Raw genomic sequence first — 25,693 nt, forward strand, 5'->3', positions numbered from 1 at the left:
ATGGCTTAGTAGACGAGCGTCGCGCCGGTCGGCTTGTCCAGCGCCGCGGCAAGCGAGCGATACTCGGAGCTGTCGGTGCCGGCGAGCGAGGCGATCTTGTTCAGGTGATACTGCGCCTGCTCGCGGTTGCCCTGCTCGAGCTGCCAGAGGCCGTAATACTGCCAGGTGCGGACGTGGTTCGGATCGTCCTTCAGCGCCAGCTCGTAATAGACCTTCGACGACTGGTAGTCGCCGAGCTTGCGATAGGAATAGCCGATCAGATTGGCAACGTCGGCGACGTCGTCGCGCTTGAGCGACTTCAACTGATCGATCGCGCCGGTGTAGTCATGATTGTCGTAGATCGTGGTGTAGGCGGTGCGATAGGCAGCAAGGAATTTCGGATCGCTGACGGACGAGCTCTTCTTCTTGCCCTTCTTGGTCGAAGTGTCCGACTTCGGCGGCGACGAGGGCTCGTCGCTCCCCGCGGCATAGGCGCTGGTCAGCACCGGCCCGGCTGCGAGCGTCATGGAAACGAGCCCCGGCAGCAGAAGCATTGAGAGTTTGCGCATCTAAGTTCTCCCGTATGGAACGTGGCGATCCTACACGATTGCCCGAAGACCGGAACACCCAACGGGCGAAAACATTCCCGCTTCGCACGATCTATTCGCCCTGGGCAGATGACAAACTTGTCATCCAGATGAACGGAAGCCTGCAACCGGCTTCAGACTGGGTTCAGCGCGCGAGGCCTAGGCTCCCACCTACGATCGAAGGGTTGGCGAGAGGGCGCCCGCCTGAAGATCCTTCCAAGAGGAGACCAACCATGTTGAAGACCATTTCCGCAGCCTTGCTCGCAGCTTCCGTGATCGCAGCCCCGGCCTTCGCCGCCGAGGCCGGCAAGACCACCACGACCGCGCCGGTGATCAAGGCGGACCAGAGCCAGACCAAGGTGTCGAACACCGCCGCGAAACCGGATGCCGGCGTCAAGGCCGCCGACGTCAAGGCGGACGCCAAGGTCGACACCAAGTCGAAGACGATGAATGCGAACGCCGCGGTCACGCCCGACGAGCACAAGACCGTGCGGACGCATCGCCATCACCACAAGCATCTGTCGGCCAAGAAGTCGCTGAAGGCGCAGCCGGACGCGACCAAGCCGGTGACGACCGAGAAGCGCAGCTAACGACTGATCCCGCGCGGCGGCATCCCTGGCATTGCCCCGCCGCCGCGTGCGGAATTCAGGCCCGGTCCGCTGTCTCGGTGCCTTGCGCGAAAGCGCAAGGCACCGGCGGCGGGCCGGTGCGCCTGCAAGCGAATTCCCTTCGTGCAACCTTGGGGCTAGAACATCTCCGAGTCTGAACGAGCGGAGAGCGTGACCTGTGGGGCGATTGGCGAAACGTGCGGTGAGCCTGCTATTGATCCTGGCATTGCCGCTGACGCTCGCAGCGTGTTTCGGCAGCGACGGTGACCGTCCAACCCTGATGGATGGGACCCAGGCTGGAGGTCCTCAGCCTTTTCCCGACAATTTCCGCGGTGACACGCTCGCCCTGATGCGCGCCTATCTGAACAATCCGGTCGGCTTGCGCGAGGCCGGCATGGCCGAGCCGGTGTTGCGCGAGCTCGGCGGCCGGCAGTTCTACGTGAGCTGCCTGCGCTTCACGCCCCGCGAGACCGACGGCAGCTACAAGGGCATGCGCGAGCGCGCCGTCGTCTTCGTCAACGGACGGGCCGACCGTGTTCTCGATCGCGCCAGCGAGCTCTGTACCGGTGCGGTTTACGCACCCTTTCCGGAACTGGAAAAGATGATGCGGTAGCGCAAAGCCCGCCTTCATCGGCTGGTGCTAGGACTGCAGTCGCCGGAGCCGCTGGATCACATTTTGGCGAGCTTTGAACGGGGCGGGTTCGCCTTGCGACAGATTGTTACGGCAAGCCTTGCGCAGGCGACAAAACAGCCGGTGCAGGGCAACGTGACGGAACAAAATCGCGATGTTGCCACCCCGTCACAGTAGCGAACGATCAACGTTCCGGCATCGCCGCGAAGCAACCTAATTCACGCCACGTTGTTTCCTGAGTGTCGAATTTGAAAGAACGGGGATGATCATGAAAACGATCTTGCTGGGCGCAGTCGCTCTGCTTGCGCTGGCCGCGCCGGCCGCAGCGGCCGACATCCAGCCGCGCGCCTATACCAAGGCACCGGCCTATACGCCGCCGCAGGTGATCTACAACTGGACCGGGTTCTACATCGGCGGCCATGTCGGCGGCGCGTTCGCCGGCGACAGCAGCTTCCAGTCGAGCGACGCCCGCTTCCTCGGCGGTGTGCAGGGTGGCTTCGACTACCAGTTCGCGCCCAATTGGGTCGTCGGTGTCGAGGCCCAGTATTCCTGGCTGCCGACCAACAACAACGGTGTCACGTTCCCGCTGGGAACGCAGGTGACGTCCAATACCGACCAGCTCGGGTCGGTGACTGGCCGGATCGGCTACACTTGGGGTCCGGCGCTGGTCTACGCCAAGGGTGGTTACGCCTGGCGCAATGGCGGCCTTGGCGTCAACGTCGCCGGCGTGCCGCAGGGCTTCACCGCCACCGGTAACAACAAGGACGGCTACACCGTCGGTGCCGGCCTCGAATACATGTTCGCGCCGAGCTGGTCGGCCAAGGCCGAGTACCAGTACTACAATTTCGGCAGCACCACCTTCACCTCCGGGCCGGCCGACATCGTCGGCGTCCGCGGCCGGGAGGACGAGCATACCGTCAAGGTCGGTGTGAACTACCGCTTCGGCTGGGGTGGTCCGTCAGCCTCGCGCTACTGACCCGCCAGCGGCAATCCCAGCTCTGACAAAGGCCGGCTCCCGCCGGCCTTTTCTCGTGTGCCGGCCCGTGCTGGCGGCCGGTTCTTTGCTTTGCGTGAACCATCTGGCGCGTCATTTGCAAGCAAACATTCCGGCGCGCGCCTTCTCACGCGTGTCATGGGGCTGGCGTAAAGCAAAAATAATTTTTGCCGCTTACGGAACTCGCGCTCCGGAACGCGTTATATGAGAATTATCGGGCTGGTGGGACGACGGTCATGCGTATCTTGGTGTCGGCAGCGGTGCTCGTGTGCTTCGTCGGCGGGCCGTGCACTGCTCAAACAATCCTCAAATCCGAGCCTCTGATGCTGGCACCTTACGAGGTGGCCTTCGTCAAGGACGCGTCCTGTCCGTCCGGCAAGGTGTTGAAGGTCACCGGCGCGATCCGCGGGCTGCACCGCCGCAAGGCCTGCGTGGCGCTGGCCGGCGAGCAGGCATCGCTGGCGACCGCGACGCCCTGAACCCCGGCTTCCGGCCCGACCTCACAAATTCAACTGAAGCTCTATCCTGGACTGGCGCTCGGCCTCCGCCTTGTTCGTGGCGGGGTCCTCGCCCTGCGCTGCCCGGCAGGGCTTAATCTCGTAGTCGTTGTCGAGCACACGCCGCGGCCCGGCACGGTTGTCGTCGGCGCTGACATCCACGACGAGACCGCTCCGCTGCGCCAATTTCCAGACGTCGGACTCATCAGGATAGGCCTTGCTGATCTGGGCATCGTTGCAAAACAAGGCGTAGGGCATTCTTCCCGCTCCCGGAAAGCGCGTTAACGACTTCAATGGCGAGGGGTTCCGGCCGGCGGTTGATCACGGCGCCGTGATCGCGGTGCCCGGGGTCCTTGAGTCGTAAACGAGTCCTGAATCTCCAAAAAAAGAATCCCTGGGACTCTCCGGCCGGAATCAGCGGATGTTTTCGGCCATGACGAGCGACCTGAAAACCTCCTGCGGGCACATGCTCCTGCCGCTGACGGTGGCGCTGCTCGGCGCCTGCGCAGCCAATCTCTGGCTGGTTTGGTCCTGGCTGTAGGTCGCCAGACGGACGGCCTGCCTTACTTGGCGGCCGGTGGACGAGGGCCGGCGTCGCGGATGGCGGCGCGGACTTTTGTCAGGGTCGCCGCGCAATATTCCTCGCGCTCGCGCTCGAACCGCTCCTGATGCTTGCGGAAATTTGCGATCCTGGCCTGCATCTCGGTACGGAAATCGCCACCCGTGCGGGGCGGCGGGACCTGGACGGGCCGAGCTTGAGGGGCGGGCGGAGATACGGCCGGTGGCGGGTCGGTTTCGATCGCGATGGCCTGCACGGTCACGATTTCCGTGGTCACCGCGAATGCAGCAGGCGGGCTTTCCGGCGGATGGAGGTCATCCTTCTTGCCGGTTACCGATTGGACGAAGGCCAGTGTCTGCGCGATCAATGCGTCGCGCTCTCGGATCCACTTCATGGGCCACCCCCGTTAGGGGTACTCCACCAAAGCTCGAGGGACGAATCAAGAAGATATCCTCCGAGGGATTGCATATTTTTCCCGGTCGCCCGACAGTGGGCGGATGGATGCCGGAAAAGAGCAGGCGGATGAAGCCGAAGGATTGAGGCTCGTTCGCGCGTTCCTGTCGCTGCCGCCCGACAAGCGGGCGGAGGTGATCGCGTTCGCCGAGGAATTGGCGCGGGCCCATGGCCAGCCCGGGGAGGGCGAGGGCACGTCTCCGAAGGGCACATCCCAGAGGTGAGCGCTATCGCTCGCGCGGGTTGACGTTGGGCACGAAGGGCGCACCGACCACCCGGACCGCCGCCGGGGCTGCGGCCTCGACCGGCCTGCTGTCGGCGACCTGCCTCTCCGGAGCCTGTCCAAAGACGGGCTCGTACAGCGCAAGAGCGCCGGCCACGACGACGCAGCACAGCGTCACCGCCCCAAGTAACAATATGTCTCGATGGTCTGCCCCGATCCGCATGGGGCAAGAACGAGCGACGTATGTGCTTGGTTCCGCACCAGATCGGCGACATGGCCAGGACGGTCGAAGTGTTCAAGTCCAACGGACTCGAAGTGGAGCGGCTCAAGGCGGCGCAGCCCGAGAAGCAGGCGGCCGAGCAGCGTCGCCGCGACATGGTCCGTGCACTCGGTTGCCACCGCCACGGAAGAGCTGCCCTCCTCGGTCAACGAGATCAGCCTGCAGATTTCCGGCATCCAGACCGCGACCCAGGAATCGGTGAACGCGATCCGCGACATCTCCGCGACGATCGAGCGGCTCTCGGAAGTGTCCTCGACCATTCCCGCGGCGGTCGAGGAGCAGGGCGCCGCGACCCAGGAGATCTCGCGCAACGTGCAGCAGGCCGCCCACGGCACCCAGCAGGTCTCCTCGAACGTCACCGACGTGCAGCGCGGCGCGGCCGAAACCGGCTCGGCCTCCTTGCAGGTGCTCTCGACCGCAAAGATGCTGGCGACCGACAGCAACCGGCTGAAGGACGAGGTCGGAAAATTCCTCCGGACGGTGCGTGCCGCCTGAGTCCGCGCGGCGGCATCCGCCGCGCCAAGAGTCTCTATTGCGGCAGCAGCAACGCTAGCGCGATGACGAACAGCATGGCCGTCATGACGACGGCCGTAATCGCGCCGGCGGCGATCCTGGCGTTCTCTTTGGGCGTGGTAGGGCGCATCGGGTGCGCATGCTACCTGATGTTGAATTCTGATCCAATCTGTGATCAGTAGCCGTCCCCGCGGCGTTCGGCGTCCGCGCCCCTTCGAAGGCAGCCCATGACCGACGATGTCGACGACGGCTGGGCCGCGTCCGCGGCCGCCTGGATCATCGAGCAGGGTGAGGACGGCGACTACGGCCGCCGCTTCGTGCTGGATGCGCCGATGCGCGCGCGGATCGAGGGCCGCGGTTTCCGCAATGCGCTCGACGTCGGCTGCGGGGAGGGACGCTTCTGCCGCATCATGCAGCGCGCCGGCATCCGCACCACCGGCATCGATCCGACCGAGGCGCTACTCGCGCGCGCTAGGGAGCTCGACCCCCGCGGGGATTATCGGCTCGGTCGTGCCGAGACGATGGATATCGATGCTTGTTTCGATCTGGTGGTCAGCTATCTCAGCCTGATTGACATTCCCGATCTCGGTACGGCGATCGCGAAGATGGTGGGGGCGCTCCGGCCGGGCGGCACGCTGCTCATCGCCAATCTGACCAGCTTCAACACCGCGGGCCAGCCCGACGGCTGGGCACGTGACCGCAAGGGCGAGATGCGCTTCGCCATCGATCACTACATGGACGAGCGCCCGATCTGGCTGAGCTGGCGCGGCATCCGGCTCCAGAACTGGCATCGTCCGCTCGGCACCTACATGACGCTGCTGCTCGACCACGGCCTCCAGCTGCGACTGTTTGTCGAACCGGAGCCCACAAGCGGCGACCCCCGCAGAAACGACCTTCATCGCCGGGTGCCCTACTTTCACATGATGGAGTGGCAGAAGCCGGCTTGAGTGGAAAGGCCTGTGATTTCTGACGCGACGTTTCGCGTGTAGACTGCGCTCGCGATGGAATCTGGATTTGGAAGCGTCCGATGATCCCCAATCGTCCGCCCGTGCTCGCCCACGAACGCTTCGTTGCCGACCGTGACAATTTCGCGGCCCTCGATCTCGCCGCGCGGTTCGAGCGGATCGAGAAGACGAACCTGTGGGGCGCGGCCGGCTCGGTCTCGGGCCTCGGCTCGGAGGATCCCGCCACGGCCGCGATCCGGGAGGCGCTTCCTGCACTGCTGCAACGGCTCGGCGCGCGCTCGCTGCTCGATGCGCCCTGCGGCGATGCGGGCTGGATCGGCCGCATGAAGCTCGATCTCGACTACACCGGCATCGACATCGTGCCGTCGCTGATCGAGGCCAATAGCGAGCGCGCGGCACGAGGTGAACTGGCCGGCCGCTTCCGCGTCGCGGACATCACGCGCGATACGCTGCCGGCGGCCGACTTGATCCTGTGCCGCGACTGCCTGGTTCATTTGAGCTTCGACAACATCGCTCGCGCCGTCACGAACTTTCGTGCGAGCGGCGCGCGCTTCCTGCTGGTCACGACGTTTCCCGAATGGGATGCAAATCGCGACTGCGAGGACGGCGACTGGCGCGCGCTGAACATGGCGACGGCGCCGTTCAACTGGCCGGCGCCGCGCGAACTGATCAACGAGCGCTGCGAGGAGGGCGGCGGTGGCTGGCGCGACAAGAGCCTCGGGCTCTGGCGGCTGGATGAATTGCCTGATCGCATCCGCATTGCCACGGGGATGTGACGGACGCACGCGGGACGCCCGTTGCCTCCGCGAATGCCGTCGCGCTACACTTTGGGTTGCATGAAGCCATCTCGCGTTGCGGTGACGATGGAGCACGCCATGAGACCGAGTGTTGCGATTGCCGCCATGCTGATCTGGTGCTGCGCGCCGGCGCTGGCGCAGCAGGAGGGCGCTGCGCTCTACGCAAGCCACTGCGCGCAATGCCACGATGGCGGCGATGCCCAAAGCCGTGTGCCGGGCCGTAGCGCCATGCAGGGAATGTCGTTCGATCATGTGCTGGGGACACTGACCACCGGCAGCATGGCCGCGATGGCGAAGGAGCGCAGCGACGAGGAACGCCGCGCGATTGCTTCCTTCGTCACTGGCAAGACTGCGACCGGCGGCGTCGCAGCCGACGCAGAAGGACGCTGCACGCAGCAGGTCCGTGGCTTTCCAGAGCCGCTTGACGGTCCACGCTGGAACGGGTGGGGCGTCGACGCTGGCAACAGCCGCTTCCAGCCGGCCGACATGGCGGGGCTGACCGCGGAAGAGGTGCCGCGCCTGCGGCTGAAATGGGCTTACGCCTTTCCCGGCGCCTCGGTGTCCTTTGCGCCGCCGACGATCATGGGCGGCCTGCTGTTCATCGGCGGCACCGACCGCAAGGTGCACGCGCTCGATGCGCGAAGCGGCTGCACGCTGTGGACATTCGCGACCGATGCCGCGGTGCGCGCAGCGATCAGCTTCGCGCCGCTTCCCGGCACCGATCAGTTCGTGATCTTCTTCGGTGACTTGCGCGCCAATGCCTATGCCGTGAACGCGCTGACCGGTGCACTGATCTGGAAAACGAAGGTCGAGGAGCATCCGGCCGCGCGCATCACAGGCGCGCCGACGCTGCACTCCGGCGTGCTCTACGTCCCGGTGTCCTCGCTCGAGGAGGCCGCCGGCTCGCAAGCCAGTTACGAATGCTGCACTTTCCGCGGCAGCGTGGTGGCGCTGGAGGCTGTGACCGGCAAGCCGGTGTGGCAGGCCTACACGATCCCGGAAGTGCCGCATCCGACCGGCAAGAATACGAAAGGCACGCAGCTGTTCGGCCCGTCCGGCGCCGCGGTGTGGTCGGCACCGACGGTCGATCCGAAGCGCAACGCCGTCTACGTCGCGACCAGCAATTCCTATTCGAATCCGCCGGCCGCAACCGCCGATGCGATCCTCGCGTTCGAGCTTGCGACCGGAAAGCTGCTCTGGAAGCAGCAGGCGACCCCGAAGGACGCCTTCATCGTGGCATGCTACGGCGCGGACAGGACCAATTGTCCTGACGAGCACGGCCCCGATCACGATTTCGGCCAGTCGCCGATCCTCGTGACCTTGCGCGACGGCAGGCGTGTTCTTGCCATCGCGCAGAAGTCCGGTGTCGTGCATGCGCTCGACCCGGATGATGGCGGCAAGATCCTGTGGCAGACGCGGATCGGGAAGGGCGGTGCGCTCGGCGGCAGCGAATGGGGCTCGGCCGCCGATCAGGACCGCATCTACGTCGCGAACTCCGACGTGCGTTTCCTGCACGATGGCACGCGGCGGCTGGATTCCACCCAAGGTGGAGGCCTGTTCGGTCTCGATCTCGCCAGCGGGAAGATTGCGATGGAAGTGCCTCCCGTCGCCTGCGGCGATCGCCTCCAATGCAGCCCCGCGCTGTCGGCGGCGGTCAGCCTGATCCCCGGCGTCGTGTTCTCCGGCGGCGTCAGCGGCGTCCTGCGCGCCTACGCCACAGCCGATGGCAAGCTGCTGTGGGAGTTCGATACCGCGCGAGACTATACGGCCGTGAACGGCGTCCCCGCCCATGGCGGCGCGATCGACGGCCCCGGGCCGGTCATCGCCGGCGGCATGCTCTACACCAATTCCGGCTACGGCCAGTGGAGCGGCGTGGCCGGCAACGTGCTGCTGGCGTTCGAGGTCGGGAAGGAGTGAGGGCGAGCATAGGTGCATCGCTCCACCAACTCGTCATCGCGAGCGTAGCGAAGCAACCGCAAAGTCTTTCCGCGATGACAGTCTGGATTGCCTCGCTGCGCTCGCAGTGACGGAGCAAGATGAGAAGTCATGGTCAATCCAACTCGCATCTCAAACACGGGCACAGCTCTTTCGTAGCGCGCTCCAAGCAGCGGAATGCGGGAACACCGTCCCGTATTGCGCTCCACTCCATCCGGGCCGCAGCACCCGCCGGCCAACCCAGAGGAAGGAATTTCGATGATCGACGCCCGATGTAATTGCGGCGCTCTTGCGCTGTCGCTTCCGGGGCCATCAAGCCTCGTCGCTGCCTGCCATTGCATTGACTGCCAGCGGCGAACAGGCGCGCCGTTCGGTGTCGGTGCCTTCTATCCGGCAGAGGCCGTCACGATCTCAGGCGCGTCGAAGGAATACGTCCGCACAGCCGCAAGCGGCGGCAAGGTCCGCAACTATTTTTGTCCCGACTGCGGTTCAACGGTCTGGTGGAAACCCGACAATCTGCCTGCGATGATCGGCGTCGCCGTTGGCGCCATCGCGGATCCAAACTATCCGGCACCGATCAGATCGGTTTTCGAGCAGTCGAAACATGCCTGGGTGGAAATCACCGGCGCCCAGCATTTCCAGCAGAGCAGCGCGCAGAAGAATTCGGACTGAGTGCTCCCGCCTCGAGCGCTGGTGCCGGCTGAGGGGATTGAACCCCCGACCTTCGGTTTACAAAACCGCTGCTCTACCGCTGAGCTAAGCCGGCGACGCGGGGCAGGGCTCGGCATGTGCCGGAGTTGTCCGCCCGCTCGGGCGTCGCAATATCAGACTTGGTCGGAAAGTGCCAGAACCTGGCAGTGGCGTTTCGCCGGCAAGAAACAGGCGGCCCGTCGGGCCGCCTGCAAGCTTTCAGCCTGATGGCCGGGGCCTTACTGGCAGAGGTGCCGCCGTCCGTCTTCGCCCTTGAACCATGTGCCGGGTCTGCACACGATGCCGTTGCGGGCTGCGTAGGCGTCCCAGTTGCCGTACCAGGCGGGGCCGCCGCTGTCATAGCGCGCGTAGGAATTGCCCCAGCCCTGGAACGGTGCAGCCGCAATCGTTGCGGCGGTGCCGACTGCCGCACCAGCCACCGCGCCCGCGGTATCGAGCGGCCAGAAGCCCGATTGTGTTCCATCATTCGGATTCACTTGGCCGCGGGCCATGTGCCGGCGGCGATAGGCGCGGTCGGCGGTCGCATTGCCGGGACCGAGATTCTGGCAATTGGGATCCTGGAAGAGCCCCGTGCAGCGGCCCGAATTGTCGACTGTCGCTTGCGCGAAGGCCGGTGTTGCCAGCGTGGACGCGACGATCGCGGCCAAGCCAAGAAGCTTCAGGCTCGTCATGGCATTTTCTCCATGTTGTTGAGACCTGTGCTAAGTGCGGCATCTGGTAGTCGTTCCGCGGATTCTCGCACGCGGGGTCACATCGACGTGAGCCCGCCCAGGATGTGCAGTTTGTGCCACGCAACCTTGCGCGCTCCGGCACGTGCGGCGAGCTTGCGCCGCGTTAACGCTTCGCTAGCGCAGCTTGCGGCATTTGAGCGGCCCGCGCCCCTTGCGCGTTAGGCTTACCGGCATTTGGTGAGCCGGCCTTAACCCTCTCTGTGCCGCGATCGGTTAGGTTGTGTTCCAGACAACCGGGATCCCACCATGCGCGCTCTGGCGCTCGCAGCCTTTCTGATCGGACTGCCCGCGACGGCGTTTGCCGGCGGCGGCTTCGATATCGTCGTGCCCGGCCGCCCCGGCGTGCCGATCATCATCAATGGCATCGACGCGTCCTATAGCGTCGTCGAAGGTGTCTGGGGCCTCGGCAAGAACGTCCAGGTGCAGCCGACGATCTATGGCGGACGCTATATCGCCGAGCGGCAGCCCGACGACGTCGGCCATTATTATCCGACACTGGGCCTGCGGCCCGGCTACGGCCGGCTCGAGGTCGAGCCGCCCGCGAACCGCAGATTGCCGAAGCCGGCCGAGAGCTACCACCAGAGCTGGGGCGCGCAATCGGCGCCGCTGCCGCCGCAGATGGACGTGCCCGCCGATCCGCCGCCGGTGATCCTGGCGCCGGAGATCAATGTGAATCCGCAGCATCGTCGGCCCCGGCCGCGTGCCGAGGTGCCCGGCAAGCCGCCGGGTTAAGAAACGTCAAAAATCCGAGATACGGAAATCAACAGGAGAGAGTAATGCGTCAGATGATTTCGGGACTGGTCGCGGCGGCTGCCGTGATGTTCGTCGGGGCCGCGCCGGCCGCGGCTTGCGGCTTCAATCCGTGCCAGCCGGTTGCGCCCGTCTATTCCGGCTGCAACACCGGTTGCGGTGGTTACGGCTATGGCTATGGCGCCTATGAGCGTCTCGCCGAGCCGACCACGCAGTATTACTACGTCAACCAGGGCCCGACCTACACCGGCCCGGGCGCCTTCGCGCCGTATCCGACCTATCGTGAGGACGCGGTCGTCGCCCCCGCCAACTATGGTTATGGCTATCGCGCCGCCGCCTATCCCTATCACCGCCCGTACTACCGTCCGTATCGCTACGGCTATGGCCCGCGCTACGGCTATCTGCCGCGCGTGCACTACGGCTACGGCCCGCGCTATGGTTACGCCCATCGCCACGCGCCCGCGCCGTACTATTGCGGCCACCGCGTGCTGCGCCGCTACTACTGATCACTCGATCGGTTGAGTTTTTCGAAGCGCCCGTCCGCGTCATGCGGACGGGCGTTTCTTGTTTGTGTCTCTTCGCTTGCGGGGCGAGGGAGCGTAGTTGCGTCCGCGGCCGCAGCTACCGCTTCATCAGCCCGAGCCGGCTCGCGCCGACATAGAGCGAGAGCGCGGCTGCGTTGGAGACGTTGAGGCTCTTGATCTCGCCGGGCATGTCGAGCCGCGCCACGACGCTGCAGGTCTCGCGCGTCAATTGCCGCAGGCCTTTTCCTTCCGCGCCGAGCACGAGCGCCAGCGGTTCGCGCAGTGCGACGTTTGAGAGGTCCTCGCTGCCTTCGCTGTCGAGCCCGACGGTCTGGAAGCCGCGCTCGTTCAGCGCGGTCAGCGCGCGGGCGAGGTTTTGCACCGTCACGACGGGCACCAGCTCGAGCGCGCCGGAGGCGGCTTTCGCGAGCACGCCGGTCGCTTCCGGGCTGTGGCGCGCGGTGGTGACGATCGCCTTCACCGCGAAGGCCGCGGCGGAGCGCAGGATGGCGCCGACATTGTGCGGATCGGTGATCTGGTCGAGCACCAGCACCATGCCCTCCGGCGTCAAGGTCTCGATGTCGGGTGAGAGCAGGGGATCGGCCTCGGCGAGCAGGCCCTGATGCACGGCGTCGGGCGACAGCAGGCGGTCGATCTCCTGGGGCCGGACGATCTCGGGCGTGACGCGGGTCTCGATATTCTCTTCGGCGAGGCGCCTTGCGGCGTTCTCGGTCAGCGTCAGCTTGCGGATCCGCCGCGCCGGGTTTTGCAGCGCCATGGTGACGCTGTGCCAGCCATAGAGGATGACCGGCCCGTCGGATGCCGAATCACGGTCGCGCCAGGCCGGCCGGCCGGCCGATTTCCCGGGCCTGTTGAAGGGCTTAGCCCCGCCGCGGGAGCCCTTGGAGGTGAATTTTCGATCCTTCATGGGCTCGCTTGTGTCACGGGTCCCGGAATATGGCAATTTGAGCGCCTCCGAGGGCGATTTTAGCTGTTCGCCTCGGTTGACTTTGCCCCACCGCTTCGCCCATAAACGCGCCCGGTCGCGCCCCCATCCGGGCTGTCGCGGCCTTCACGTTCCATGGCCGTCTTCGGTCCGCCGGCAAGGTCCGGCCCGATTGTGCTGCCGTCGAGCGGGGGAGTGTCCCGAGTGGCAAAGGGAGCTGACTGTAAATCAGCCGCCTCATGGCTTCGCAGGTTCGAGTCCTGCCTCCCCCACCAGCCTTCGCTCGCTTCGCGAGCTACGGCTGGGCAAGCCAGCCCCAATCATCGTCACGCGAAGCTAGCGAAGGCTGTCACGCCGTAGCCCGGAGGGCGTAGGCGGACTGCCTCGGAGCGTAAGTCACCCCATCATCTCCCGCACCATCGGCACCACCTTGCGCCCATAAAGCTCGATACTCTTCATCAGCTTCTCGTGCGGCAGGGGGCCGGCCGAATATTTCAACTGAAACCGTGAAATCCCGAGCGCCTTCGCGGTCGCCGCGATCTTGCGCGCCACGGTTTCCGGCGAGCCGACATAGAGCGAGCCGTGCTCGGCTTCGTTCACGAACTCGTCGCGGCCCATCGGCGGCCAGCCGCGTTCCTTGCCGATGCGATCGCGCATGGCCTTGTAGTCGGGCCAGAGCTCCTCGCGCGCCTCTCCATCCGTTTCCGCGACATAGCCGGGCGAGTGCACGCCGATCGGCTGGGCCGGGCGGCCGAATTCCTTGAAGGCGCGGTGATAGAGATCGACGTAAGGCGCAAAGCGCGCGGGATCGCCGCCGATGATCGCGAGCATCAAAGGCAGGTCGTAATGCGCCGCGCGCACCACCGATTGCGGGCTGCCGCCGACACCGATCCAGGTTTTGAGCTGGCCGTTCTCGACGGGGGGATAGACCAGCTGATCCTTCAGTGGCGGGCGCAGCTTGCCGTGCCATGTCACCGGCTTCTGCGACAGCAGCGCCGCGAACAGATCGAGCTTCTCCTCGAACAGCGCTTCGTAAGAACGCAGGTCGAAGCCGAACAGCGGAAAGGATTCCGTGAACGAGCCGCGGCCGAGGATCACCTCGGCGCGCCCGTTGGAGAGCGCATCGAGCGTGGCAAAGCGCTGGAAGACGCGGATCGGATCGTCCGAGCTCAGCACCGTCACGGCAGAGCCGAGATGGATGCGCCTGGTGCGCGATGCGATCGCGGCGAGCACGGTCTCGGGCGAGGAGATCGCGAAATCGGCGCGGTGATGTTCGCCGAGCCCGATGAAGTCGAGGCCGAGCTCGTCGGCCAGCACCGCCTCATCGACGACGTTGCGGATCACCCGCGCATGGGAAAGCATGGCGCCGTCGGCGTCCCTGGTGACGTCGCCAAAGGTATCCAGTCCGAATTGAAGCGATGCGGTCATCGATCGGGTCTCTGCAGGACGCGGGCGGCGCCCGTCATGTGGGAGGAAATGGCTCGCCGTGCAGCTAGGGCGCGGAGGCCGCTTCGGCAATGCCGCTCCGGGAAAGGCACGGTTTCCGGTTTTGCATCACGCCGGCGGGTTCAATCGGATCTGGCGAACATCTCGACCAGGGTCTCGCGCAGCCAGCGCTGCGCCGGCACGGTGTCGTTGCGCTGGTGCCAGAACAGGCTGACGATGCGCGGCGGCGCCTGAAGCGGAAGCGGCATGGCGTGCAGCAACGGCGCATGCCTTGATTGCGAACGCAGGTCGCTCGGCAGCACGGCGATCAGGTCGGACTGGCGCACGACCTCGTAGGCGGCGCTGTAGTGATTGACGGTCGCGACCAGGTTGCGTGACAGCCCGCGCGAGGCGAGAAAGAGGTCGTAGGACGGCATGGTCTTGCCCGCGAGGCTCACATCGACGTGGCCCGCGTTGAGGAAAGTGCGCGTGCTGAGCCGCTTCATGCCCGCGAGCGGATGGCCGCGCCGCATGAAGCAGGCATAGTCGACGGTCCACAGCGAGCGCGAGCGAATGGCGGCCGGTTGTTGCGCCTCGTTGACATAGACGCTCATGACGCAGTCGACCCTGTTGTCCTCGAGCTGGTCGGCGATCTCCAGGATGGTGTTGGGGACGGTATGGACCCGCGCCTTGGGCGCGACCTTGCCGAGATGGCCGAGGAGGTCCGGCATCACGAGCGAGGAGACGTAGTCCGACATCGACAGGCTGAACTCGGTCTGCGCGCGGCCGGGATCGAACACCTGCTCATCGAGCGCACCACGCACGCTTTCCAGCGCTTCGCCGATCGGCTCCCACAGCACCACGGCGCGCTGGGTGGGACGGATGCCGGTGCCGGATCTCACGAATAGGGGATCGCCGAGCGCGTCGCGCAGCCGCGCCAGCGCGTTGCTGACCGCGGGCTGGGTCATCGTCAGCGCGCTCGCCGCGCGCGTGACGCTGCCCTCGGTCATCAGCGCCTCGAAGACTTTCAGGAGGTTGAGGTCGAGTGCACGGAACGACACGAACATTCACCATGGTGATATATTAGATCATGATTATAAATTATGACGATAATATCTCCTTGTCTATGGTTCCCCCCAGGGACACGCGGAGCGCCGGGCCGCCAGACTGAGGGGACTTTCATGTCGATGATATCGGCGCGCATCGAGCGCCTTCCGTTCGCACGCTTCCACACGCATCTGCTGCTGATGGGCGGGCTCGGCTACATGTTCGACGCGATGGATGCGGCGGTGCTGGCCTTCATCCTGCCGGTGCTGCGTACCGCGTGGAATCTGTCGAGCGTGCAGATCGGCGTGCTCGGCAGCAGCACCTATATCGGCTTCCTGTTCGGCGCGTTGCTGGCGGGCACGCTGGGTGACCTGATCGGCCGCCGCGCCGTGATGATGTCCGCGCTTGCGCTGTATTGCGCGGCGTCCATCGTGAGCGCGATGGTCGATACATGGCCGTCCTTCTTTGCCGCCCGCGTCGTCGCAGGCATGGGCACCGGCGCGGAGAGCGCGATCATCGCGCCCTATCTCGCGGAGTTCGTCGCGCGGCGCTACCGCGGCAGCTTCACCGGCGCACTGGCCGGCTTCTTCTCCTTCGGCTTCGTTGCGGCGGCGCTGCTCGGCTACTTCATCGTGCCCGCCTATGAGAACGGCTGGCGCATCGTGCTGGTCATCACCGCGGTGCCGGTCGTCATGCTGTTGTGGTGGCGCAGGGCCTTGCCCGAATCGCCGCGCTGGCTCGAAAGCCGCGGCAGGGAGAAGGAAGCCGAAGCCTTGCTGGACACGATCGAGGCGGGCTTTGCGCGCCAGGGCCATGTCCTGCCGCAGCCGGTCGTCGAAGCCGTCGCGCCGCAGGGCGCGACCGGAACGCTGCTCGCCAATTTCGCCGCGCTCCTCGCAGGCCGGCAGGCGCGCATCACCATCATGACCTGGATCATGTGGCTGGCGATCACCTTCAGCTATTATTCCTTCTTCGTCTGGATCCCCGGCCTGCTGGTTCAGAACGGCATGAGCATCACCAAGAGCTTCGCCTATTCGATCGCGATCTATTGCGCGCAGATCCCCGGTTATTTCAGCGCCGCGTATTTCAACGAGCGTATCGGCCGGCAGGCGACGATCGCGACCTACATGGTGCTCGGCGGCGCCAGCGCGCTCGGGCTCGCCTTCGCGCAGAGCGACCAGCAGATCATGGCGGCGGGAATCTTCCTGTCCCTGTTCATGAACGGCACCTATGCGGGCGTCTATGCCTATACCGCTGAGGTGTTCCCGACGCCGGTCAGGACCACCGGTGCCGGGCTTGCCTCTGCGATCGGCCGCATCGGCGCGATCGTCTCGCCGATCCTGGTCGGCTATCTCTATCCCAATTTCGGCTTCGCCGGCGTGTTCGGCGTCACCACCACCGTGCTGCTGCTCGGGGCGGTGACCGTCGTGCTGATGGGCGTGCCGACGCGCGGCCGTTCGCTGGAAGAGATCGCGGCGGGTGAAGTTGCATGACGCCGACCAAACGCCAGGCCGATCCGTTGCTCTGTGCCGTCGCGGCGGCGCAGGGCAGGGTCGATCAGCCGGATGCGCTGTTCGCGGCGCTGGACGAAGCCGTGAAGTCGGCGATCGGGCACAAGCTGTTCACGATCCTGACCTATGACGGCGACAGCGGTGAAGCGGCGCGGATCTATTCCAATCTCCCCGGCCCATATCCGACCGGAGGACGCAAGCGCCTCGCGCCGGGCCCCTGGACCGAGGCCGTTCTCGATCGCGGCGAGGCCTATATCGGCCGGACCCAGGCCGATCTGCGCATGGTGTTCTCCGACCACGAGTTGATCGCCTCGCTCGGCTGCGAGAGCGTGCTCAACATGCCTGTGCGCTGGCGCGGACGTACGCTCGGCTCGCTCAATCTGCTTCATGAGGCGGGCTGGTACGGCGAGGATGATGTCGCCGCGTGCCTTCCCTTTGCTCAGCTCACATTGCCGGCATTGCTTGCGCCGGCCCACTTCTGACAGGACGCCCGCGATGCCCCGCATCCTCTTCAAGAACGCCGCTCTGCTCGATCCGCTCCAGGCGGACCTGATGGACGGACATCACGTGCTGGTCGAAGACAATTTGATCAAGGAGGTCTCGGACCGGCCGCTCCAGGTCACCGCCGACCGCACCATCGATCTGAAGGGCAAGACGCTGATGCCCGGCCTGATCGACCTGCATGTGCACGCGGTGGCGGTCGAGCTCAATCTGGCGCAGCAGGTGCACATGCCCAACGTGCTGGTGACGCTGCGCTCGACGCTGCTGCTGCGCGGCATGCTGCGGCGTGGCTTCACCACCGTCCGCGATGCCGGCGGCGCCGGCCATGCGCTGAAGCAGGCGATCGAGACCGGCCTCACTGACGGCCCGCGGCTGTTCGTCTCCGGCCGCGCGCTCAGCCAGACCGGCGGCCACGGCGACATGCGGGCGCGCTCGGATTATCTGGCGAGTGACGCACCATGTCCGTGCTGCGTGCGGGTCGGCGCACTGGCGCGCGTCGCCGACGGCGTCGACGGCGTGCGCAGGGCCGCGCGCGAGGAGCTCCAGATGGGCGCCGACCAGATCAAGATCATGGCCTCCGGCGGCGTTGCCTCGCCGACCGATCCGGTCGGCGCCTTCGGCTACTCCGAGGACGAGATCCGCGCCATCGTGGAGGAAGCGCGCGGGCGCCAGACCTATGTGCTGGCCCACGCCTACACCGCGGCCGCCATCGCGCGCGCGGTTCGCTGCGGCGTGCGCACCATCGAGCACGGCAATCTCGTCGATGAGCCGACCGCGCGCCTGATGGCCGAGAAGGGCGCCTATGTGGTGCCGACGCTCGTCACCTATGAGGCGCTGGCCAACGAGGGCGCCCAATATGGCCTGCCGCCGGAGAGCGTCGCCAAAATCGCCGATGTCCGCGACGCGGGTCTCCGGTCGCTCGCGATCTATCGCGATGCCGGCGTGAAGATGGGGTTTGGCAGCGATTTGCTCGGGCCGTCCCAGCGTCTCCAGAGCGATGAATTCCGCATCCGCGCCGAGATTCTCGGCCCGCGCGCCGTCATCGCCAGCGCCACGGTGATTGGTGCCGAGGTGCTCGGCATGGAGGGCAAGCTCGGCCGGATCGCACCCGAGGCCATCGCGGACCTGCTGGTGGTCGACGGCAACCCGCTGCGCGATGTCGCCTGCCTGCTCGGCCAGGGTGAGCACATTCCGCTGGTGCTGAAGGCCGGCAAGGTCCAGTTCGACAGGCTGAACGCGTAGTCGGCCTTACCGCCACATCCCGCGCATGCGCGCGCCGATGTCGATCTTCGGCCCTTGCGCCGCGGTACGGGCTCCGCCGGCGGCGGCTTTGGGCCAGGCGGTGCGCTCGAACAGATAGACCAGCTGCTCCGGGATGAAGCGGGTGCGCGAGGCGTAGACGTGGCGGTCGCCCTTGGCGGCCTGGCCGTGGGTGAAGAAGCGCTGCGGCACGACGAGATGGAGATCGTCTTTGGCGCGCGTCATCGCGACATAGAGCAGGCGGCGTTCCTCCTCGAGCTCGGCGCTGGTGCCGGCACCGAGATCGGAGGGCATGCAGCCGTCGACGACGTTGAGCACGAATACCGACTTCCATTCCTGGCCCTTGGCGGAATGGATGGTGGAGAGGATCAGATAGTCCTCGTCGCGGAGCGGTGGCCCGGATTTGTCGCTGGTCGCGTCCGGCGGATCGAGCGTGAGCTCGGTCAAAAACTTTTCGCGCGAGGCGTAGCCGCTCGCGATCTGCTCGAGCTGCATCAGATCGGCGCGACGCGTCTCGGACTCCTCGTGGATGCGGTCGAGATGCGGCTCGTACCAGAGCCGCACGCGCTCGAGATCCGCCGGCCATTCCGAATAGCGCAGATTCTGGGTCGTGCGGACGAAGTCGGTCCAGTCCGCGCCGGTGCGCGGCGGCACCGGGAGCTTGCCGAGTGCAGCAAGCGGATCGGCGCTCTCCGCCATCTGGTCGAGCACGCGCTGCGCGGTCGCGGGGCCGATGCCGGGCAACAGATGCAGGATGCGGAAGCCCGCAACGCGGTCGCGCGGGTTTTCGGCGAAGCGCAGCATCGCCAGCACATCCTTGACGTGCGCGGCGTCGAGAAACTTCAGCCCGCCGAACTTTACGAACGGGATGTTGCGGCGGGTCAGCTCGATTTCCAGCGGCCCCGAATGCGAGGACGTCCGGAACAGCACCGCCTGGTGCTTCAAAAGCGCGCCTTGCTCGCGGTTGGCCAGCACCGCTTCGACGATGTAGCGCGCTTGATCAGCCTCGTCGTGCACGGTGACGAGCTGCGGCTTTTGCGCGGAGGTGCGGTCGGTCCAGAGGTTCTTGGTGAAGCGCTCGCGTGCGAGGCCAATGACACCGTTGGCCGCCGCGAGCACGGCTTGCGTCGAGCGGTAGTTGCGGTCGAGCGTGATCATCTCGGCGCGGGGCGAAAAGCTTTGCGGAAACTCCAGGATGTTGCGCACGGTGGCGGCGCGGAACGAGTAGATCGACTGCGCGTCGTCGCCGACCACGGTGAGGCCGCGTCCGTCGGGCTTCAGCGCCAGCAGGATCGAGGATTGCAGGCGGTTGGTGTCCTGATATTCGTCGACCAGCACGTGATCGAAGCGGCCGATCTCTTCGGCGATCAGCGCGTCGCTCATCATCTGCGACCAGTAGAGCAGGAGGTCGTCGTAATCGAGCACGTGCTGGGCCTGCTTGGCCTCGACGTAAGCCGCGAACAGGCCCTTCAGCTCGGCGGCCCAGCCCACGCACCAGGGATAGTGCTGTCCCAGCACCTTCTCGATCTCCATCTCGGCGTTGACGCAGCGGGAGTAGATCGACAGGCACGTGCCCTTGGCTGGAAAGCGGCTCTCGGTCTTGGACAGGCCGCGCTCGTGCCGAACCAAATTCATCAGGTCGGCGGAATCCTCGCGGTCGTGGATAGTGAAGGCGGGATCGACGCCGATCCGCTCGGCATATTCGCGCAGCAGGCGCGCGCCGACATGGAACGTGCCGGCCCAGGTCAGCGCATCGCGCATGATCGCCGCGTTGTTCTCCCCGAGCACCTTTCGGGCGATCCGCTCGACGCGGCCGGCCATCTCGGCCGCGGCGCGGCGCGAGAATGTCATCAACAGGATGCGGCGCGGATCGGCACCCGCAACGATCAGATGGGCGACGCGATGGGCGAGCGTGTTGGTCTTGCCGGAGCCGGCACCGGCGATGACGAGCAGGGGGGCGCCGACGGTCGCGCCATCGGCCACGCCATGCTCGACGGCGCGGCGCTGCTCCGCATTGAGCGTGTCCAGATAGTTGCCACGAATCGCCCCGGTGAAACCGTGAGATTCGGCGATCTGCTCGCGAATCGCAATGCGGCTGGACGGAACCTTATTTAACACCTAGGGAAAAGACGGCCCAAGGTTCCAGCCCGAGAAGAGCGCGCCCGGCATGACTGAGCTCAGGCCCGACCAGTTCGAGATGCGGCGGCTGGAGTCGCTCAGCAACACAATTTTCGGCGTCGCCATGACGCTCCTGGCCTACGATCTGCCCAAGGCCGCGGTGTTCGCCGGCGCGCCCGGCTGGAGCGATCTCGCCCATGTCTATTCCGGCAAGCTTGCCGGCTTTGCACTCAGCTTCATCATCGCCGGGGTGTTCTGGATCAGCCATCACCGGCGGCTGGCGCGCCAGCCGGTGGGCAGTCGCGGCGCGGTGATCCTCAACCTGTTCTTCCTGCTCTCGATCGTGCTGCTGCCGGTGACCAACGGCCTCTATACCAACTACGCCATGAGCAGCGCCGTTGCCGTGCTCTACGGCTTGCACCTAACCGCGATCGCCGGCCTCAATGCCTGGCTGTGGTGGACGATCCTGGGCGGCTGGCGCCATGAGATCATGGCATCGCTGTTTCCGCTGCTCGTGTTCATCCCGGGCACGATCGTGGCGGCGTTTGCGCCGCACGTCGCACCCTTCGTGTGGTTCATCGCCTTCGGCGGCCTGCTGATCCAGCGCTTCTACAGTGCGCAAACCGAACCGGATGCGTAAGGTGGTCGCTTCCCTTATGTCGCGCCGAACCCGTCGGCCGGCACATAAAGCTTGACCGGGCGGATTTCGTAGACCGCACTCGGATTGACCTGACGCAGCTTCCGTGCCGCCGCGATCGCCTCGTCATCCGTGTCGTATTCCACGAGGTGGAAGCCCAGAAGCTGCTCCTTGGTCTCGGCAAACGGGCCGTCCATCACCACGCCCGCGCCGGGGCCGCGCAAGGTGCGGGCCTTACGGGTCTCGTCCAGACGGGCGGCCGGCCCAAGGTGTCCGCTTGCCCTGAGGGGCGCCTGAACCTCGATGACCTTGGCCACGACCGCGGCGTCCTCCTCCGGAGTCCAGGACAAGATCTCGTCTTCCACGTGATAGGCCAGGATGGCGTAGAGCATCGTCACCTCGTTTTTTTGCTGCGCGGGTCCAAAGGACGTATCACGACGGCCCGCGCCGACAATCCCCGAGCGCAAAATATTGCGTCGTGCAGGCCTCGACGAAACCGTCCTGAAACCCGATTACCGCCTTGCGGTGTGAACGCTGCCCAAAGCCGAGGCGACTGATGGCCACAAGAACACGGAAGGCCATCGGAGGCGGCAATGTCGGGTCACACCATCAAGATCATCTGCGACGCACGGCGGGCGGCACAATCGGAGCCCGCCGATTTGCACGACCAGAGCGGTCATCACCGCTATTACGGCAGCTCGGCCGAGAACGGCGGCGAACGCATCGTGGAGAGCCGCCGCGGCAAACGCCCGCGCGCGGTCAATGTCTGTGGCTTCTGAAGCCTTTTCTGAAGCTTTGGGCGAGACCGGTCTCCGCTGATGGGTGTCCTGCAAATATCGGTTGCCGCGCTGCCGTTCCTGGTCTCGCTGGCGAGCCGGAGCAGCAAGGCGATCGCGCCATGCCTGCTCGCGAGCATCTTCACAGTGCTGCTTGGCGAGGAGCCTCACCGGGCGGTCTTGGCCTGGTGTGTTGGCGTGCTGATCGCTGCTGTGGCGTTACGCGAACGGCTTCGCGAGACCTGAGCGGCGCTGTTACGGCGCGCTCAGGACCTGCTTGACGAGGGCCTCACGCAGCGCCGCGAGCTCACCGCTCGCCTCCATCTGCGCGATCACCTTGCCGACCTTCGGCACCAGATCGCGATGACGTTCGTGCAGGTAGTGGTAGATGTGGATGCGCTCGAGCGGCGGGGAGAGCGGGTAGATCCTGGCCTGGAGATTGAGCTTCCTCACCGCGACGAGTCCACTGAAGAGGTCGGTGACCATCACGTCGAAACGGTCGGCATCGAGCATCTGGATCATGTTCTCGAGGCTGGTGGTCGCCGTGACACGGGCCATGTCGCGGGTGCCGGCCTCCGATGAGCCGACGCCGCGGACGATGCCGATGTTGTAGTCCCTGATCGAATTCCAGCCGGCGACGTCGAAACGCAGTTTCGTCGTGAACACCGTGGGCTCGATGTAGTTGATCGCCGGCGTGACCTGGATCAGCGTCGGGTAGTCGCGCGAGAGCGTTCCGATCCGCTGGATTTCGCCGTCGACCTCGCCGGCGCTCGACAGCGCGAGTGCCCGCTTGCCGGGGACGTCCTCGAATTCGAGCCTGATGCTGAGCTTGGCGTAGACGGCCCGCAGCATCTCGCCGCCGACATATTGATCGGGGATGTCCGCGATGCGCGCCAGCCGGATCAGCTCCTGCGCCTGCGTTGGACCGGCTGCGAGCAACGACAGGCAGGCGATGGCCATCCGCCACATCACGCGTCTCCTTGGTCGTGCCTTGCTACCACTGGATTCGGAGGCCCGCGCGATCTACCGGGAGTGGCGCGCGCCTGCGCGCCAGCCGCAACGGCCATCACTCGCCGCCATGCAGGCGACTCCGGACTTTAACCGATGTTATTCTAGCACGCGAAGTGATAGTTTGCGCCGGAATCCTGCTGCTGGGCGCAAGATATGACCCCGCCGACCTCAAGCCGCCCATGGGCCGACAGGAATCGCCACGCGCATCGCGTGGAGGGGAAAGTCTCAACGATCGAATTGCTCGCGACCGCTGCCGGCCGGAGCAGGATGCCGCCATTCCGGGGACGTGGTGCATGGGCAACGCAGGCGACGAGGATTCCAAGCGCGGCCGCGCCGTTGCCCCGGCGGCCGCGAAGCAGGATTTGAGCGGGATCGGCGCCGCGTTTGCGCCGGCGATGATCGGAGCGTTGCTGTCGCGGATTTTCAACTGGTCGCGCAGCGGCGTCGGGCCGCGCCTCCTGGCCGCCGTGCTGCTGTTCTCCTCAATCGTCACGCTGATGCTGACCGCGCTTCAGCTCTATCTCGACTATGACCGCGAGGTCGGCGTCATCGAGACGCGGCTCGACGAGATCGGCCGGAGCACCACCGGCAGCCTCGGCGAAAGCCTGTGGAATCTCGACCAGAACCAGCTCAAGCTCCAGCTCGACGGCATCCTGCGGCTGCCCGACATCCGCGCCGCCGAGGTGCGCGAGATCGCTGATCGCCCCAATCCGGTCCGTGTCGCGGTCGGCGAGCCGAACACCCGTTCGATCGTGACGCGCGATTACCCGCTGAACTACTCCGTGCAGGGGGCCGCGCGCCCGATCGGCGTGCTCCATGTCGAGGCGACGCTGAGCGAGGTCTATCAGCAATTGCTGCACCGTGCCCTGATCATCCTGGCAAGCCAGGCGGCGAAGACGTTCCTCGTCTCGCTGTTCATCATCTACATGTTCCATCTCCTGGTGACGCGGCACCTTGTTGCCATCGCCGACTTCGTCAGCAAGTACAGCCTGGTGCGGCCGCCGCCGCCTTTGCACCTGGAGCGCCGGCCGCCCTACGATGCGGACGAACTGGACAAGGTGATCGACGCCTTCAACGCCATGTGCGCCAATCTCGAGCGGGCCTATGGCGAGCTGCGTGAGGCCAATACGAATCTCGAGCGCGACCTGAAAATCCGCCAGCGCGCCGAAGGCGACGCGCGCGCGAGCGAGCAGCGCTTCCGCGACTATGCCGAGACCGCGTCCGACTGGTTCTGGGAGACCGGGCCGGATCATCGGTTCACCTACATATCCGACCGCGCAGGTGCCTTCGGCATGGACCATAAGGCGCTGATCGGCAAGCGCCGCACCGATGCCGCCTTCGACCACGACGCCGAGCCGGAGAAATGGCGCGCGCACATGGCGGTGCTGGATCGCCACGAGCCGTTCCGGAAGTTCGAGTATCGCGGCCGCGATATGACCGGACGCGTGCGCCATTTCAGCGTCAACGGCCAGCCGGTATTCGCGGCCGACGGACGCTTCATGGGTTATCGCGGCTCCGCCACCGACCTCACCGAGCAGCACGAGACCGAGGAGCGGCTTCGCCAATCCCAGAAGATGGACGCGATCGGCCAGCTCACCGGCGGCGTCGCGCACGACTTCAACAACGTGCTCACCGTCATCACCGGCACCATCGAGATCATCCAGGAAGGGCTTGCGGACAGGCCCCAGTTCGCCGCGATCGCGCAGCTCATCGACGATGCGGCCGCGCGTGGCGCCGAGATCACCTCGCAGCTGCTGACCTTCGCGCGCCGCCAGCCGCTGGAGCCGCGCGAGATCGACGTCAACGCCCTCGTGGTCGAGACGGCGAAGCTGCTGAAGCCGATCCTGGGCGAGCATATCGAGATCGTGACCCGGCTCGCGGACGACGCCTGGTCCGCGATGGCGGATCCGTCGCAGCTCTCTTCAGCGATCGTCAATCTCGCCGTCAACGCGCGTGACGCGATGCCGGACGGCGGCAGGCTCACGCTCGAGACCGCGAACCGGGAGCTTGACGGCGTGCGCAGCGACGGCGACGTCATGCGCGGCGCCTTCGTGATGATTGCGGTGACCGATACAGGTCACGGCATCCCGGCCGACATCCGCGAGCGCGTGTTCGAGCCGTTCTTCACCACCAAGGGGGTCGGCCGCGGCACCGGGCTTGGGCTGAGCATGGTCTACGGCTTTGCCCGCCAGACCGGCGGCACCGTCGCGATCGAGAGCGAGGAGGGACAAGGCACGGTGATGCGGTTGTTCCTGCCGCGATCGGAGGGCGAGGCGGCAACCAGGACGGGATCGGCTCAGGCGCCCGCCGCGGCGCGCGGGCACGAGACGATACTCGTGGTCGAGGACGATCCGCTGGTGCAGGGCTATGTCATCGCCCAGCTCGGGAGCCTTGGCTATCGCACGCTCGTGGCCGGCGACGGCGCAGCCGCCCTCGCGCTGGTCGACCAGGGCGCCAGTTTCGATCTGCTGTTCACGGACATCATCATGCCCGGCGGCATGAACGGGCGGGAACTGGCCGAAGCCGTCCGGCTCCGGCGGCCGGGGGCGAGAGTGCTCTACACCTCCGGCTATACCGACAACACCATCGTCCACGAAGGACATCTCGATCCCGGCGTGGCGCTGCTTCAGAAGCCATACCGGAAGTCGGAGCTGTCGCAGAAGATTCGCGAGGTGCTTGCGGGCGAGCCGGCCGCCTGAGCGGCGCCCGCCCACGAAAAAGGCG

At 65.9% G+C, this 25,693-nt stretch carries 29 protein-coding genes, 2 tRNA genes and 1 pseudogene; 20 read left to right on the forward strand and 12 right to left on the reverse strand.

The window, feature by feature from the left end; translation table 11 throughout:
- Nucleotides 1-5: 5 nt before the first annotated feature.
- The gene (locus ACFLEY_RS16890; RefSeq protein WP_028175881.1) at nucleotides 6-548 is read right to left on the reverse strand and encodes a lipopolysaccharide assembly protein LapB; all 543 of its coding nucleotides are present in this window, start codon (nucleotides 546-548) and stop codon (nucleotides 6-8) included.
- A gap of 251 nt (nucleotides 549-799) precedes the next feature.
- Here ACFLEY_RS16890 and ACFLEY_RS16895 point away from each other — a divergent pair, with 251 nt between their 5' ends.
- The 4 genes from ACFLEY_RS16895 to ACFLEY_RS16910 all read left to right on the forward strand — a co-directional run bounded on the left by ACFLEY_RS16895 (nucleotide 800) and on the right by ACFLEY_RS16910 (nucleotide 3,278).
- Nucleotides 800-1,156, forward strand: coding sequence for a His-rich protein BRANT (locus ACFLEY_RS16895; RefSeq protein ID WP_060908021.1), 357 nt, complete (start codon nucleotides 800-802; stop codon nucleotides 1,154-1,156).
- Between the two features lie 196 nt (nucleotides 1,157-1,352).
- Nucleotides 1,353-1,787 carry a hypothetical protein gene (locus ACFLEY_RS16900; RefSeq protein ID WP_171901102.1) on the forward strand — a complete coding sequence of 145 codons (435 nt, stop codon included), beginning with the start codon at nucleotides 1,353-1,355 and terminating at the stop codon, nucleotides 1,785-1,787.
- Between the two features lie 286 nt (nucleotides 1,788-2,073).
- Nucleotides 2,074-2,781 (forward strand): outer membrane protein, encoded by a 708-nt coding sequence (locus tag ACFLEY_RS16905; protein WP_060912591.1) that lies wholly within the window; start codon nucleotides 2,074-2,076, stop codon nucleotides 2,779-2,781.
- Between the two features lie 254 nt (nucleotides 2,782-3,035).
- On the forward strand, nucleotides 3,036-3,278 hold the full coding sequence (locus tag ACFLEY_RS16910) for a DUF6719 family protein (protein WP_011088257.1): 243 nt from the start codon (nucleotides 3,036-3,038) through the stop codon (nucleotides 3,276-3,278).
- A 21-nt stretch (nucleotides 3,279-3,299) separates the two neighbouring features.
- Here the strand turns inward: ACFLEY_RS16910 and ACFLEY_RS16915 are convergent, their stop codons facing one another.
- Nucleotides 3,300-3,554 (reverse strand): hypothetical protein, encoded by a 255-nt coding sequence (locus tag ACFLEY_RS16915; protein WP_011088256.1) that lies wholly within the window; start codon nucleotides 3,552-3,554, stop codon nucleotides 3,300-3,302.
- Nucleotides 3,555-3,859: 305 nt separating this feature from the next.
- On the reverse strand, nucleotides 3,860-4,249 hold the full coding sequence (locus tag ACFLEY_RS16920; RefSeq protein WP_182872004.1) for a hypothetical protein: 390 nt from the start codon (nucleotides 4,247-4,249) through the stop codon (nucleotides 3,860-3,862).
- A 103-nt stretch (nucleotides 4,250-4,352) separates the two neighbouring features.
- On the opposite strand from ACFLEY_RS16920, the gene ACFLEY_RS16925 reads away from it, so the two are divergent.
- Entirely contained in the window at nucleotides 4,353-4,532 is a 180-nt protein-coding gene (locus ACFLEY_RS16925; protein WP_028175886.1) for a hypothetical protein, read from the forward strand.
- Nucleotides 4,533-4,535: 3 nt separating this feature from the next.
- On the opposite strand, the gene ACFLEY_RS16930 is transcribed toward ACFLEY_RS16925, so the two are convergent.
- A complete protein-coding gene (locus ACFLEY_RS16930; protein WP_306421876.1) occupies nucleotides 4,536-4,724 on the reverse strand; it encodes a hypothetical protein in 189 nt (62 codons plus the stop codon).
- A 237-nt stretch (nucleotides 4,725-4,961) separates the two neighbouring features.
- Here ACFLEY_RS16930 and ACFLEY_RS16935 point away from each other — a divergent pair.
- The 5 genes and pseudogenes from ACFLEY_RS16935 to ACFLEY_RS16955 form a co-directional block, all read left to right on the forward strand.
- Nucleotides 4,962-5,306, forward strand: a pseudogene (locus tag ACFLEY_RS16935) (methyl-accepting chemotaxis protein); the annotation flags it as partial.
- Between the two features lie 245 nt (nucleotides 5,307-5,551).
- Nucleotides 5,552-6,271, forward strand: a complete 720-nt coding sequence (locus tag ACFLEY_RS16940) for a bifunctional 2-polyprenyl-6-hydroxyphenol methylase/3-demethylubiquinol 3-O-methyltransferase UbiG (RefSeq protein ID WP_011088254.1) — start codon at nucleotides 5,552-5,554, stop codon at nucleotides 6,269-6,271.
- An 80-nt stretch (nucleotides 6,272-6,351) separates the two neighbouring features.
- Nucleotides 6,352-7,065 carry a class I SAM-dependent methyltransferase gene (locus ACFLEY_RS16945; RefSeq protein WP_060908019.1) on the forward strand — a complete coding sequence of 238 codons (714 nt, stop codon included), beginning with the start codon at nucleotides 6,352-6,354 and terminating at the stop codon, nucleotides 7,063-7,065.
- Nucleotides 7,066-7,164: 99 nt separating this feature from the next.
- On the forward strand, nucleotides 7,165-9,003 hold the full coding sequence (locus ACFLEY_RS16950; RefSeq protein ID WP_060912589.1) for a PQQ-binding-like beta-propeller repeat protein: 1,839 nt from the start codon (nucleotides 7,165-7,167) through the stop codon (nucleotides 9,001-9,003).
- A 276-nt stretch (nucleotides 9,004-9,279) separates the two neighbouring features.
- Entirely contained in the window at nucleotides 9,280-9,693 is a 414-nt protein-coding gene (locus ACFLEY_RS16955) for a GFA family protein (protein ID WP_038967514.1), read from the forward strand.
- 19 nt (nucleotides 9,694-9,712) lie between these two features.
- On the opposite strand, the gene ACFLEY_RS16960 is transcribed toward ACFLEY_RS16955, so the two are convergent.
- Together ACFLEY_RS16960 and ACFLEY_RS16965 are read right to left on the reverse strand one after the other, a co-directional pair.
- Nucleotides 9,713-9,787 (reverse strand) — tRNA-Thr (locus ACFLEY_RS16960).
- A gap of 163 nt (nucleotides 9,788-9,950) precedes the next feature.
- The gene (locus tag ACFLEY_RS16965) at nucleotides 9,951-10,403 is read right to left on the reverse strand and encodes a hypothetical protein (RefSeq protein WP_011088250.1); all 453 of its coding nucleotides are present in this window, start codon (nucleotides 10,401-10,403) and stop codon (nucleotides 9,951-9,953) included.
- A gap of 306 nt (nucleotides 10,404-10,709) precedes the next feature.
- On the opposite strand from ACFLEY_RS16965, the gene ACFLEY_RS16970 reads away from it, so the two are divergent.
- Nucleotides 10,710-11,195, forward strand: a complete 486-nt coding sequence (locus tag ACFLEY_RS16970; protein WP_011088249.1) for a hypothetical protein — start codon at nucleotides 10,710-10,712, stop codon at nucleotides 11,193-11,195.
- A 44-nt stretch (nucleotides 11,196-11,239) separates the two neighbouring features.
- On the forward strand, nucleotides 11,240-11,719 hold the full coding sequence (locus tag ACFLEY_RS16975) for a hypothetical protein (RefSeq protein ID WP_060908010.1): 480 nt from the start codon (nucleotides 11,240-11,242) through the stop codon (nucleotides 11,717-11,719).
- A 115-nt stretch (nucleotides 11,720-11,834) separates the two neighbouring features.
- On the opposite strand, the gene rlmB is transcribed toward ACFLEY_RS16975, so the two are convergent.
- Nucleotides 11,835-12,665 carry a 23S rRNA (guanosine(2251)-2'-O)-methyltransferase RlmB gene (gene rlmB / locus ACFLEY_RS16980; protein ID WP_060908009.1) on the reverse strand — a complete coding sequence of 277 codons (831 nt, stop codon included), beginning with the start codon at nucleotides 12,663-12,665 and terminating at the stop codon, nucleotides 11,835-11,837.
- A 207-nt stretch (nucleotides 12,666-12,872) separates the two neighbouring features.
- On the opposite strand from rlmB, the gene ACFLEY_RS16985 reads away from it, so the two are divergent.
- Nucleotides 12,873-12,958, forward strand: a tRNA-Tyr gene (locus ACFLEY_RS16985).
- Nucleotides 12,959-13,079: 121 nt separating this feature from the next.
- Here the strand turns inward: ACFLEY_RS16985 and ACFLEY_RS16990 are convergent.
- Nucleotides 13,080-14,111, reverse strand: coding sequence for an LLM class flavin-dependent oxidoreductase (locus ACFLEY_RS16990; protein ID WP_060908008.1), 1,032 nt, complete (start codon nucleotides 14,109-14,111; stop codon nucleotides 13,080-13,082).
- A 140-nt stretch (nucleotides 14,112-14,251) separates the two neighbouring features.
- Entirely contained in the window at nucleotides 14,252-15,175 is a 924-nt protein-coding gene (locus ACFLEY_RS16995) for a LysR family transcriptional regulator (RefSeq protein ID WP_028175997.1), read from the reverse strand.
- A gap of 114 nt (nucleotides 15,176-15,289) precedes the next feature.
- Here ACFLEY_RS16995 and ACFLEY_RS17000 point away from each other — a divergent pair, with 114 nt between their 5' ends.
- The 3 genes from ACFLEY_RS17000 to ACFLEY_RS17010 are packed head-to-tail and all read left to right on the forward strand — an operon-like array spanning nucleotide 15,290 to nucleotide 18,409.
- Nucleotides 15,290-16,648 carry an MFS transporter gene (locus ACFLEY_RS17000; RefSeq protein WP_060908007.1) on the forward strand — a complete coding sequence of 453 codons (1,359 nt, stop codon included), beginning with the start codon at nucleotides 15,290-15,292 and terminating at the stop codon, nucleotides 16,646-16,648.
- A complete protein-coding gene (locus ACFLEY_RS17005) occupies nucleotides 16,645-17,148 on the forward strand; it encodes a GAF domain-containing protein (protein WP_060908006.1) in 504 nt (167 codons plus the stop codon). Before ACFLEY_RS17000 ends, ACFLEY_RS17005 begins: the two co-directional genes overlap by 4 nt.
- Before the next feature lie 13 nt (nucleotides 17,149-17,161).
- Nucleotides 17,162-18,409, forward strand: a complete 1,248-nt coding sequence (locus tag ACFLEY_RS17010) for an amidohydrolase family protein (RefSeq protein ID WP_060908005.1) — start codon at nucleotides 17,162-17,164, stop codon at nucleotides 18,407-18,409.
- 6 nt (nucleotides 18,410-18,415) lie between these two features.
- Here the strand turns inward: ACFLEY_RS17010 and ACFLEY_RS17015 are convergent, their stop codons facing one another.
- Nucleotides 18,416-20,470 carry an ATP-dependent helicase gene (locus ACFLEY_RS17015; RefSeq protein ID WP_396604975.1) on the reverse strand — a complete coding sequence of 685 codons (2,055 nt, stop codon included), beginning with the start codon at nucleotides 20,468-20,470 and terminating at the stop codon, nucleotides 18,416-18,418.
- 124 nt (nucleotides 20,471-20,594) lie between these two features.
- Here ACFLEY_RS17015 and ACFLEY_RS17020 point away from each other — a divergent pair, with 124 nt between their 5' ends.
- Complete coding sequence (locus tag ACFLEY_RS17020; RefSeq protein ID WP_060908004.1) at nucleotides 20,595-21,185, forward strand: TMEM175 family protein; 591 nt, start codon at nucleotides 20,595-20,597, stop codon at nucleotides 21,183-21,185.
- Nucleotides 21,186-21,199: 14 nt separating this feature from the next.
- Here ACFLEY_RS17020 and ACFLEY_RS17025 read toward each other — a convergent pair whose 3' ends face one another.
- A complete protein-coding gene (locus ACFLEY_RS17025) occupies nucleotides 21,200-21,574 on the reverse strand; it encodes a YciI family protein (protein WP_028176003.1) in 375 nt (124 codons plus the stop codon).
- A 201-nt stretch (nucleotides 21,575-21,775) separates the two neighbouring features.
- Here ACFLEY_RS17025 and ACFLEY_RS17030 point away from each other — a divergent pair, with 201 nt between their 5' ends.
- Both ACFLEY_RS17030 and ACFLEY_RS17035 read left to right on the forward strand, forming a co-directional pair.
- The gene (locus ACFLEY_RS17030) at nucleotides 21,776-21,961 is read left to right on the forward strand and encodes a hypothetical protein (protein ID WP_027549099.1); all 186 of its coding nucleotides are present in this window, start codon (nucleotides 21,776-21,778) and stop codon (nucleotides 21,959-21,961) included.
- Between the two features lie 39 nt (nucleotides 21,962-22,000).
- Entirely contained in the window at nucleotides 22,001-22,204 is a 204-nt protein-coding gene (locus ACFLEY_RS17035; RefSeq protein WP_060908003.1) for a hypothetical protein, read from the forward strand.
- A gap of 9 nt (nucleotides 22,205-22,213) precedes the next feature.
- On the opposite strand, the gene ACFLEY_RS17040 is transcribed toward ACFLEY_RS17035, so the two are convergent.
- A complete protein-coding gene (locus tag ACFLEY_RS17040; protein ID WP_060908002.1) occupies nucleotides 22,214-22,927 on the reverse strand; it encodes an ABC transporter substrate-binding protein in 714 nt (237 codons plus the stop codon).
- Between the two features lie 335 nt (nucleotides 22,928-23,262).
- Between ACFLEY_RS17040 and ACFLEY_RS17045 the strand changes: the two genes are divergently transcribed.
- Nucleotides 23,263-25,668: an ATP-binding protein gene (locus tag ACFLEY_RS17045; protein ID WP_060908001.1), complete on the forward strand. Its 2,406-nt coding sequence runs from the start codon at nucleotides 23,263-23,265 to the stop codon at nucleotides 25,666-25,668.
- Nucleotides 25,669-25,693 lie beyond the last annotated feature (25 nt).

The organism is Bradyrhizobium sp. YCK136, from assembly GCF_044570075.1.
Classification (GTDB): Bacteria; Pseudomonadota; Alphaproteobacteria; order Rhizobiales; family Xanthobacteraceae; genus Bradyrhizobium; species Bradyrhizobium diazoefficiens.

Bases quoted from the DNA above. Each gene is read 5' to 3' on its own strand.
- rlmB (WP_060908009.1), bottom strand. From the start codon at position 12,665: ATGAAGGATCGAAAATTCACCTCCAAGGGCTCCCGCGGCGGGGCTAAG.
- ACFLEY_RS16945 (WP_060908019.1), top strand. From the start codon at position 6,352: ATGATCCCCAATCGTCCGCCCGTGCTCGCCCACGAACGCTTCGTTGCC.
- ACFLEY_RS16970 (WP_011088249.1), top strand. From the start codon at position 10,710: ATGCGCGCTCTGGCGCTCGCAGCCTTTCTGATCGGACTGCCCGCGACG.
- ACFLEY_RS16915 (WP_011088256.1), bottom strand. From the start codon at position 3,554: ATGCCCTACGCCTTGTTTTGCAACGATGCCCAGATCAGCAAGGCCTAT.
- ACFLEY_RS16965 (WP_011088250.1), bottom strand. From the start codon at position 10,403: ATGACGAGCCTGAAGCTTCTTGGCTTGGCCGCGATCGTCGCGTCCACG.
- ACFLEY_RS17005 (WP_060908006.1), top strand. From the start codon at position 16,645: ATGACGCCGACCAAACGCCAGGCCGATCCGTTGCTCTGTGCCGTCGCG.
- ACFLEY_RS16905 (WP_060912591.1), top strand. From the start codon at position 2,074: ATGAAAACGATCTTGCTGGGCGCAGTCGCTCTGCTTGCGCTGGCCGCG.
- ACFLEY_RS16895 (WP_060908021.1), top strand. From the start codon at position 800: ATGTTGAAGACCATTTCCGCAGCCTTGCTCGCAGCTTCCGTGATCGCA.
- ACFLEY_RS16950 (WP_060912589.1), top strand. From the start codon at position 7,165: ATGAGACCGAGTGTTGCGATTGCCGCCATGCTGATCTGGTGCTGCGCG.
- ACFLEY_RS16920 (WP_182872004.1), bottom strand. From the start codon at position 4,249: ATGAAGTGGATCCGAGAGCGCGACGCATTGATCGCGCAGACACTGGCC.
- ACFLEY_RS16940 (WP_011088254.1), top strand. From the start codon at position 5,552: ATGACCGACGATGTCGACGACGGCTGGGCCGCGTCCGCGGCCGCCTGG.
- ACFLEY_RS17020 (WP_060908004.1), top strand. From the start codon at position 20,595: ATGACTGAGCTCAGGCCCGACCAGTTCGAGATGCGGCGGCTGGAGTCG.
- ACFLEY_RS17010 (WP_060908005.1), top strand. From the start codon at position 17,162: ATGCCCCGCATCCTCTTCAAGAACGCCGCTCTGCTCGATCCGCTCCAG.
- ACFLEY_RS17040 (WP_060908002.1), bottom strand. From the start codon at position 22,927: ATGTGGCGGATGGCCATCGCCTGCCTGTCGTTGCTCGCAGCCGGTCCA.
- ACFLEY_RS16955 (WP_038967514.1), top strand. From the start codon at position 9,280: ATGATCGACGCCCGATGTAATTGCGGCGCTCTTGCGCTGTCGCTTCCG.
- ACFLEY_RS17025 (WP_028176003.1), bottom strand. From the start codon at position 21,574: ATGCTCTACGCCATCCTGGCCTATCACGTGGAAGACGAGATCTTGTCC.
- ACFLEY_RS17045 (WP_060908001.1), top strand. From the start codon at position 23,263: ATGGGCAACGCAGGCGACGAGGATTCCAAGCGCGGCCGCGCCGTTGCC.
- ACFLEY_RS17000 (WP_060908007.1), top strand. From the start codon at position 15,290: ATGTCGATGATATCGGCGCGCATCGAGCGCCTTCCGTTCGCACGCTTC.
- ACFLEY_RS17030 (WP_027549099.1), top strand. From the start codon at position 21,776: ATGTCGGGTCACACCATCAAGATCATCTGCGACGCACGGCGGGCGGCA.
- ACFLEY_RS16995 (WP_028175997.1), bottom strand. From the start codon at position 15,175: ATGTTCGTGTCGTTCCGTGCACTCGACCTCAACCTCCTGAAAGTCTTC.
- ACFLEY_RS16990 (WP_060908008.1), bottom strand. From the start codon at position 14,111: ATGACCGCATCGCTTCAATTCGGACTGGATACCTTTGGCGACGTCACC.
- ACFLEY_RS16890 (WP_028175881.1), bottom strand. From the start codon at position 548: ATGCGCAAACTCTCAATGCTTCTGCTGCCGGGGCTCGTTTCCATGACG.
- ACFLEY_RS17035 (WP_060908003.1), top strand. From the start codon at position 22,001: ATGGGTGTCCTGCAAATATCGGTTGCCGCGCTGCCGTTCCTGGTCTCG.
- ACFLEY_RS16910 (WP_011088257.1), top strand. From the start codon at position 3,036: ATGCGTATCTTGGTGTCGGCAGCGGTGCTCGTGTGCTTCGTCGGCGGG.
- ACFLEY_RS16975 (WP_060908010.1), top strand. From the start codon at position 11,240: ATGCGTCAGATGATTTCGGGACTGGTCGCGGCGGCTGCCGTGATGTTC.
- ACFLEY_RS16925 (WP_028175886.1), top strand. From the start codon at position 4,353: ATGGATGCCGGAAAAGAGCAGGCGGATGAAGCCGAAGGATTGAGGCTC.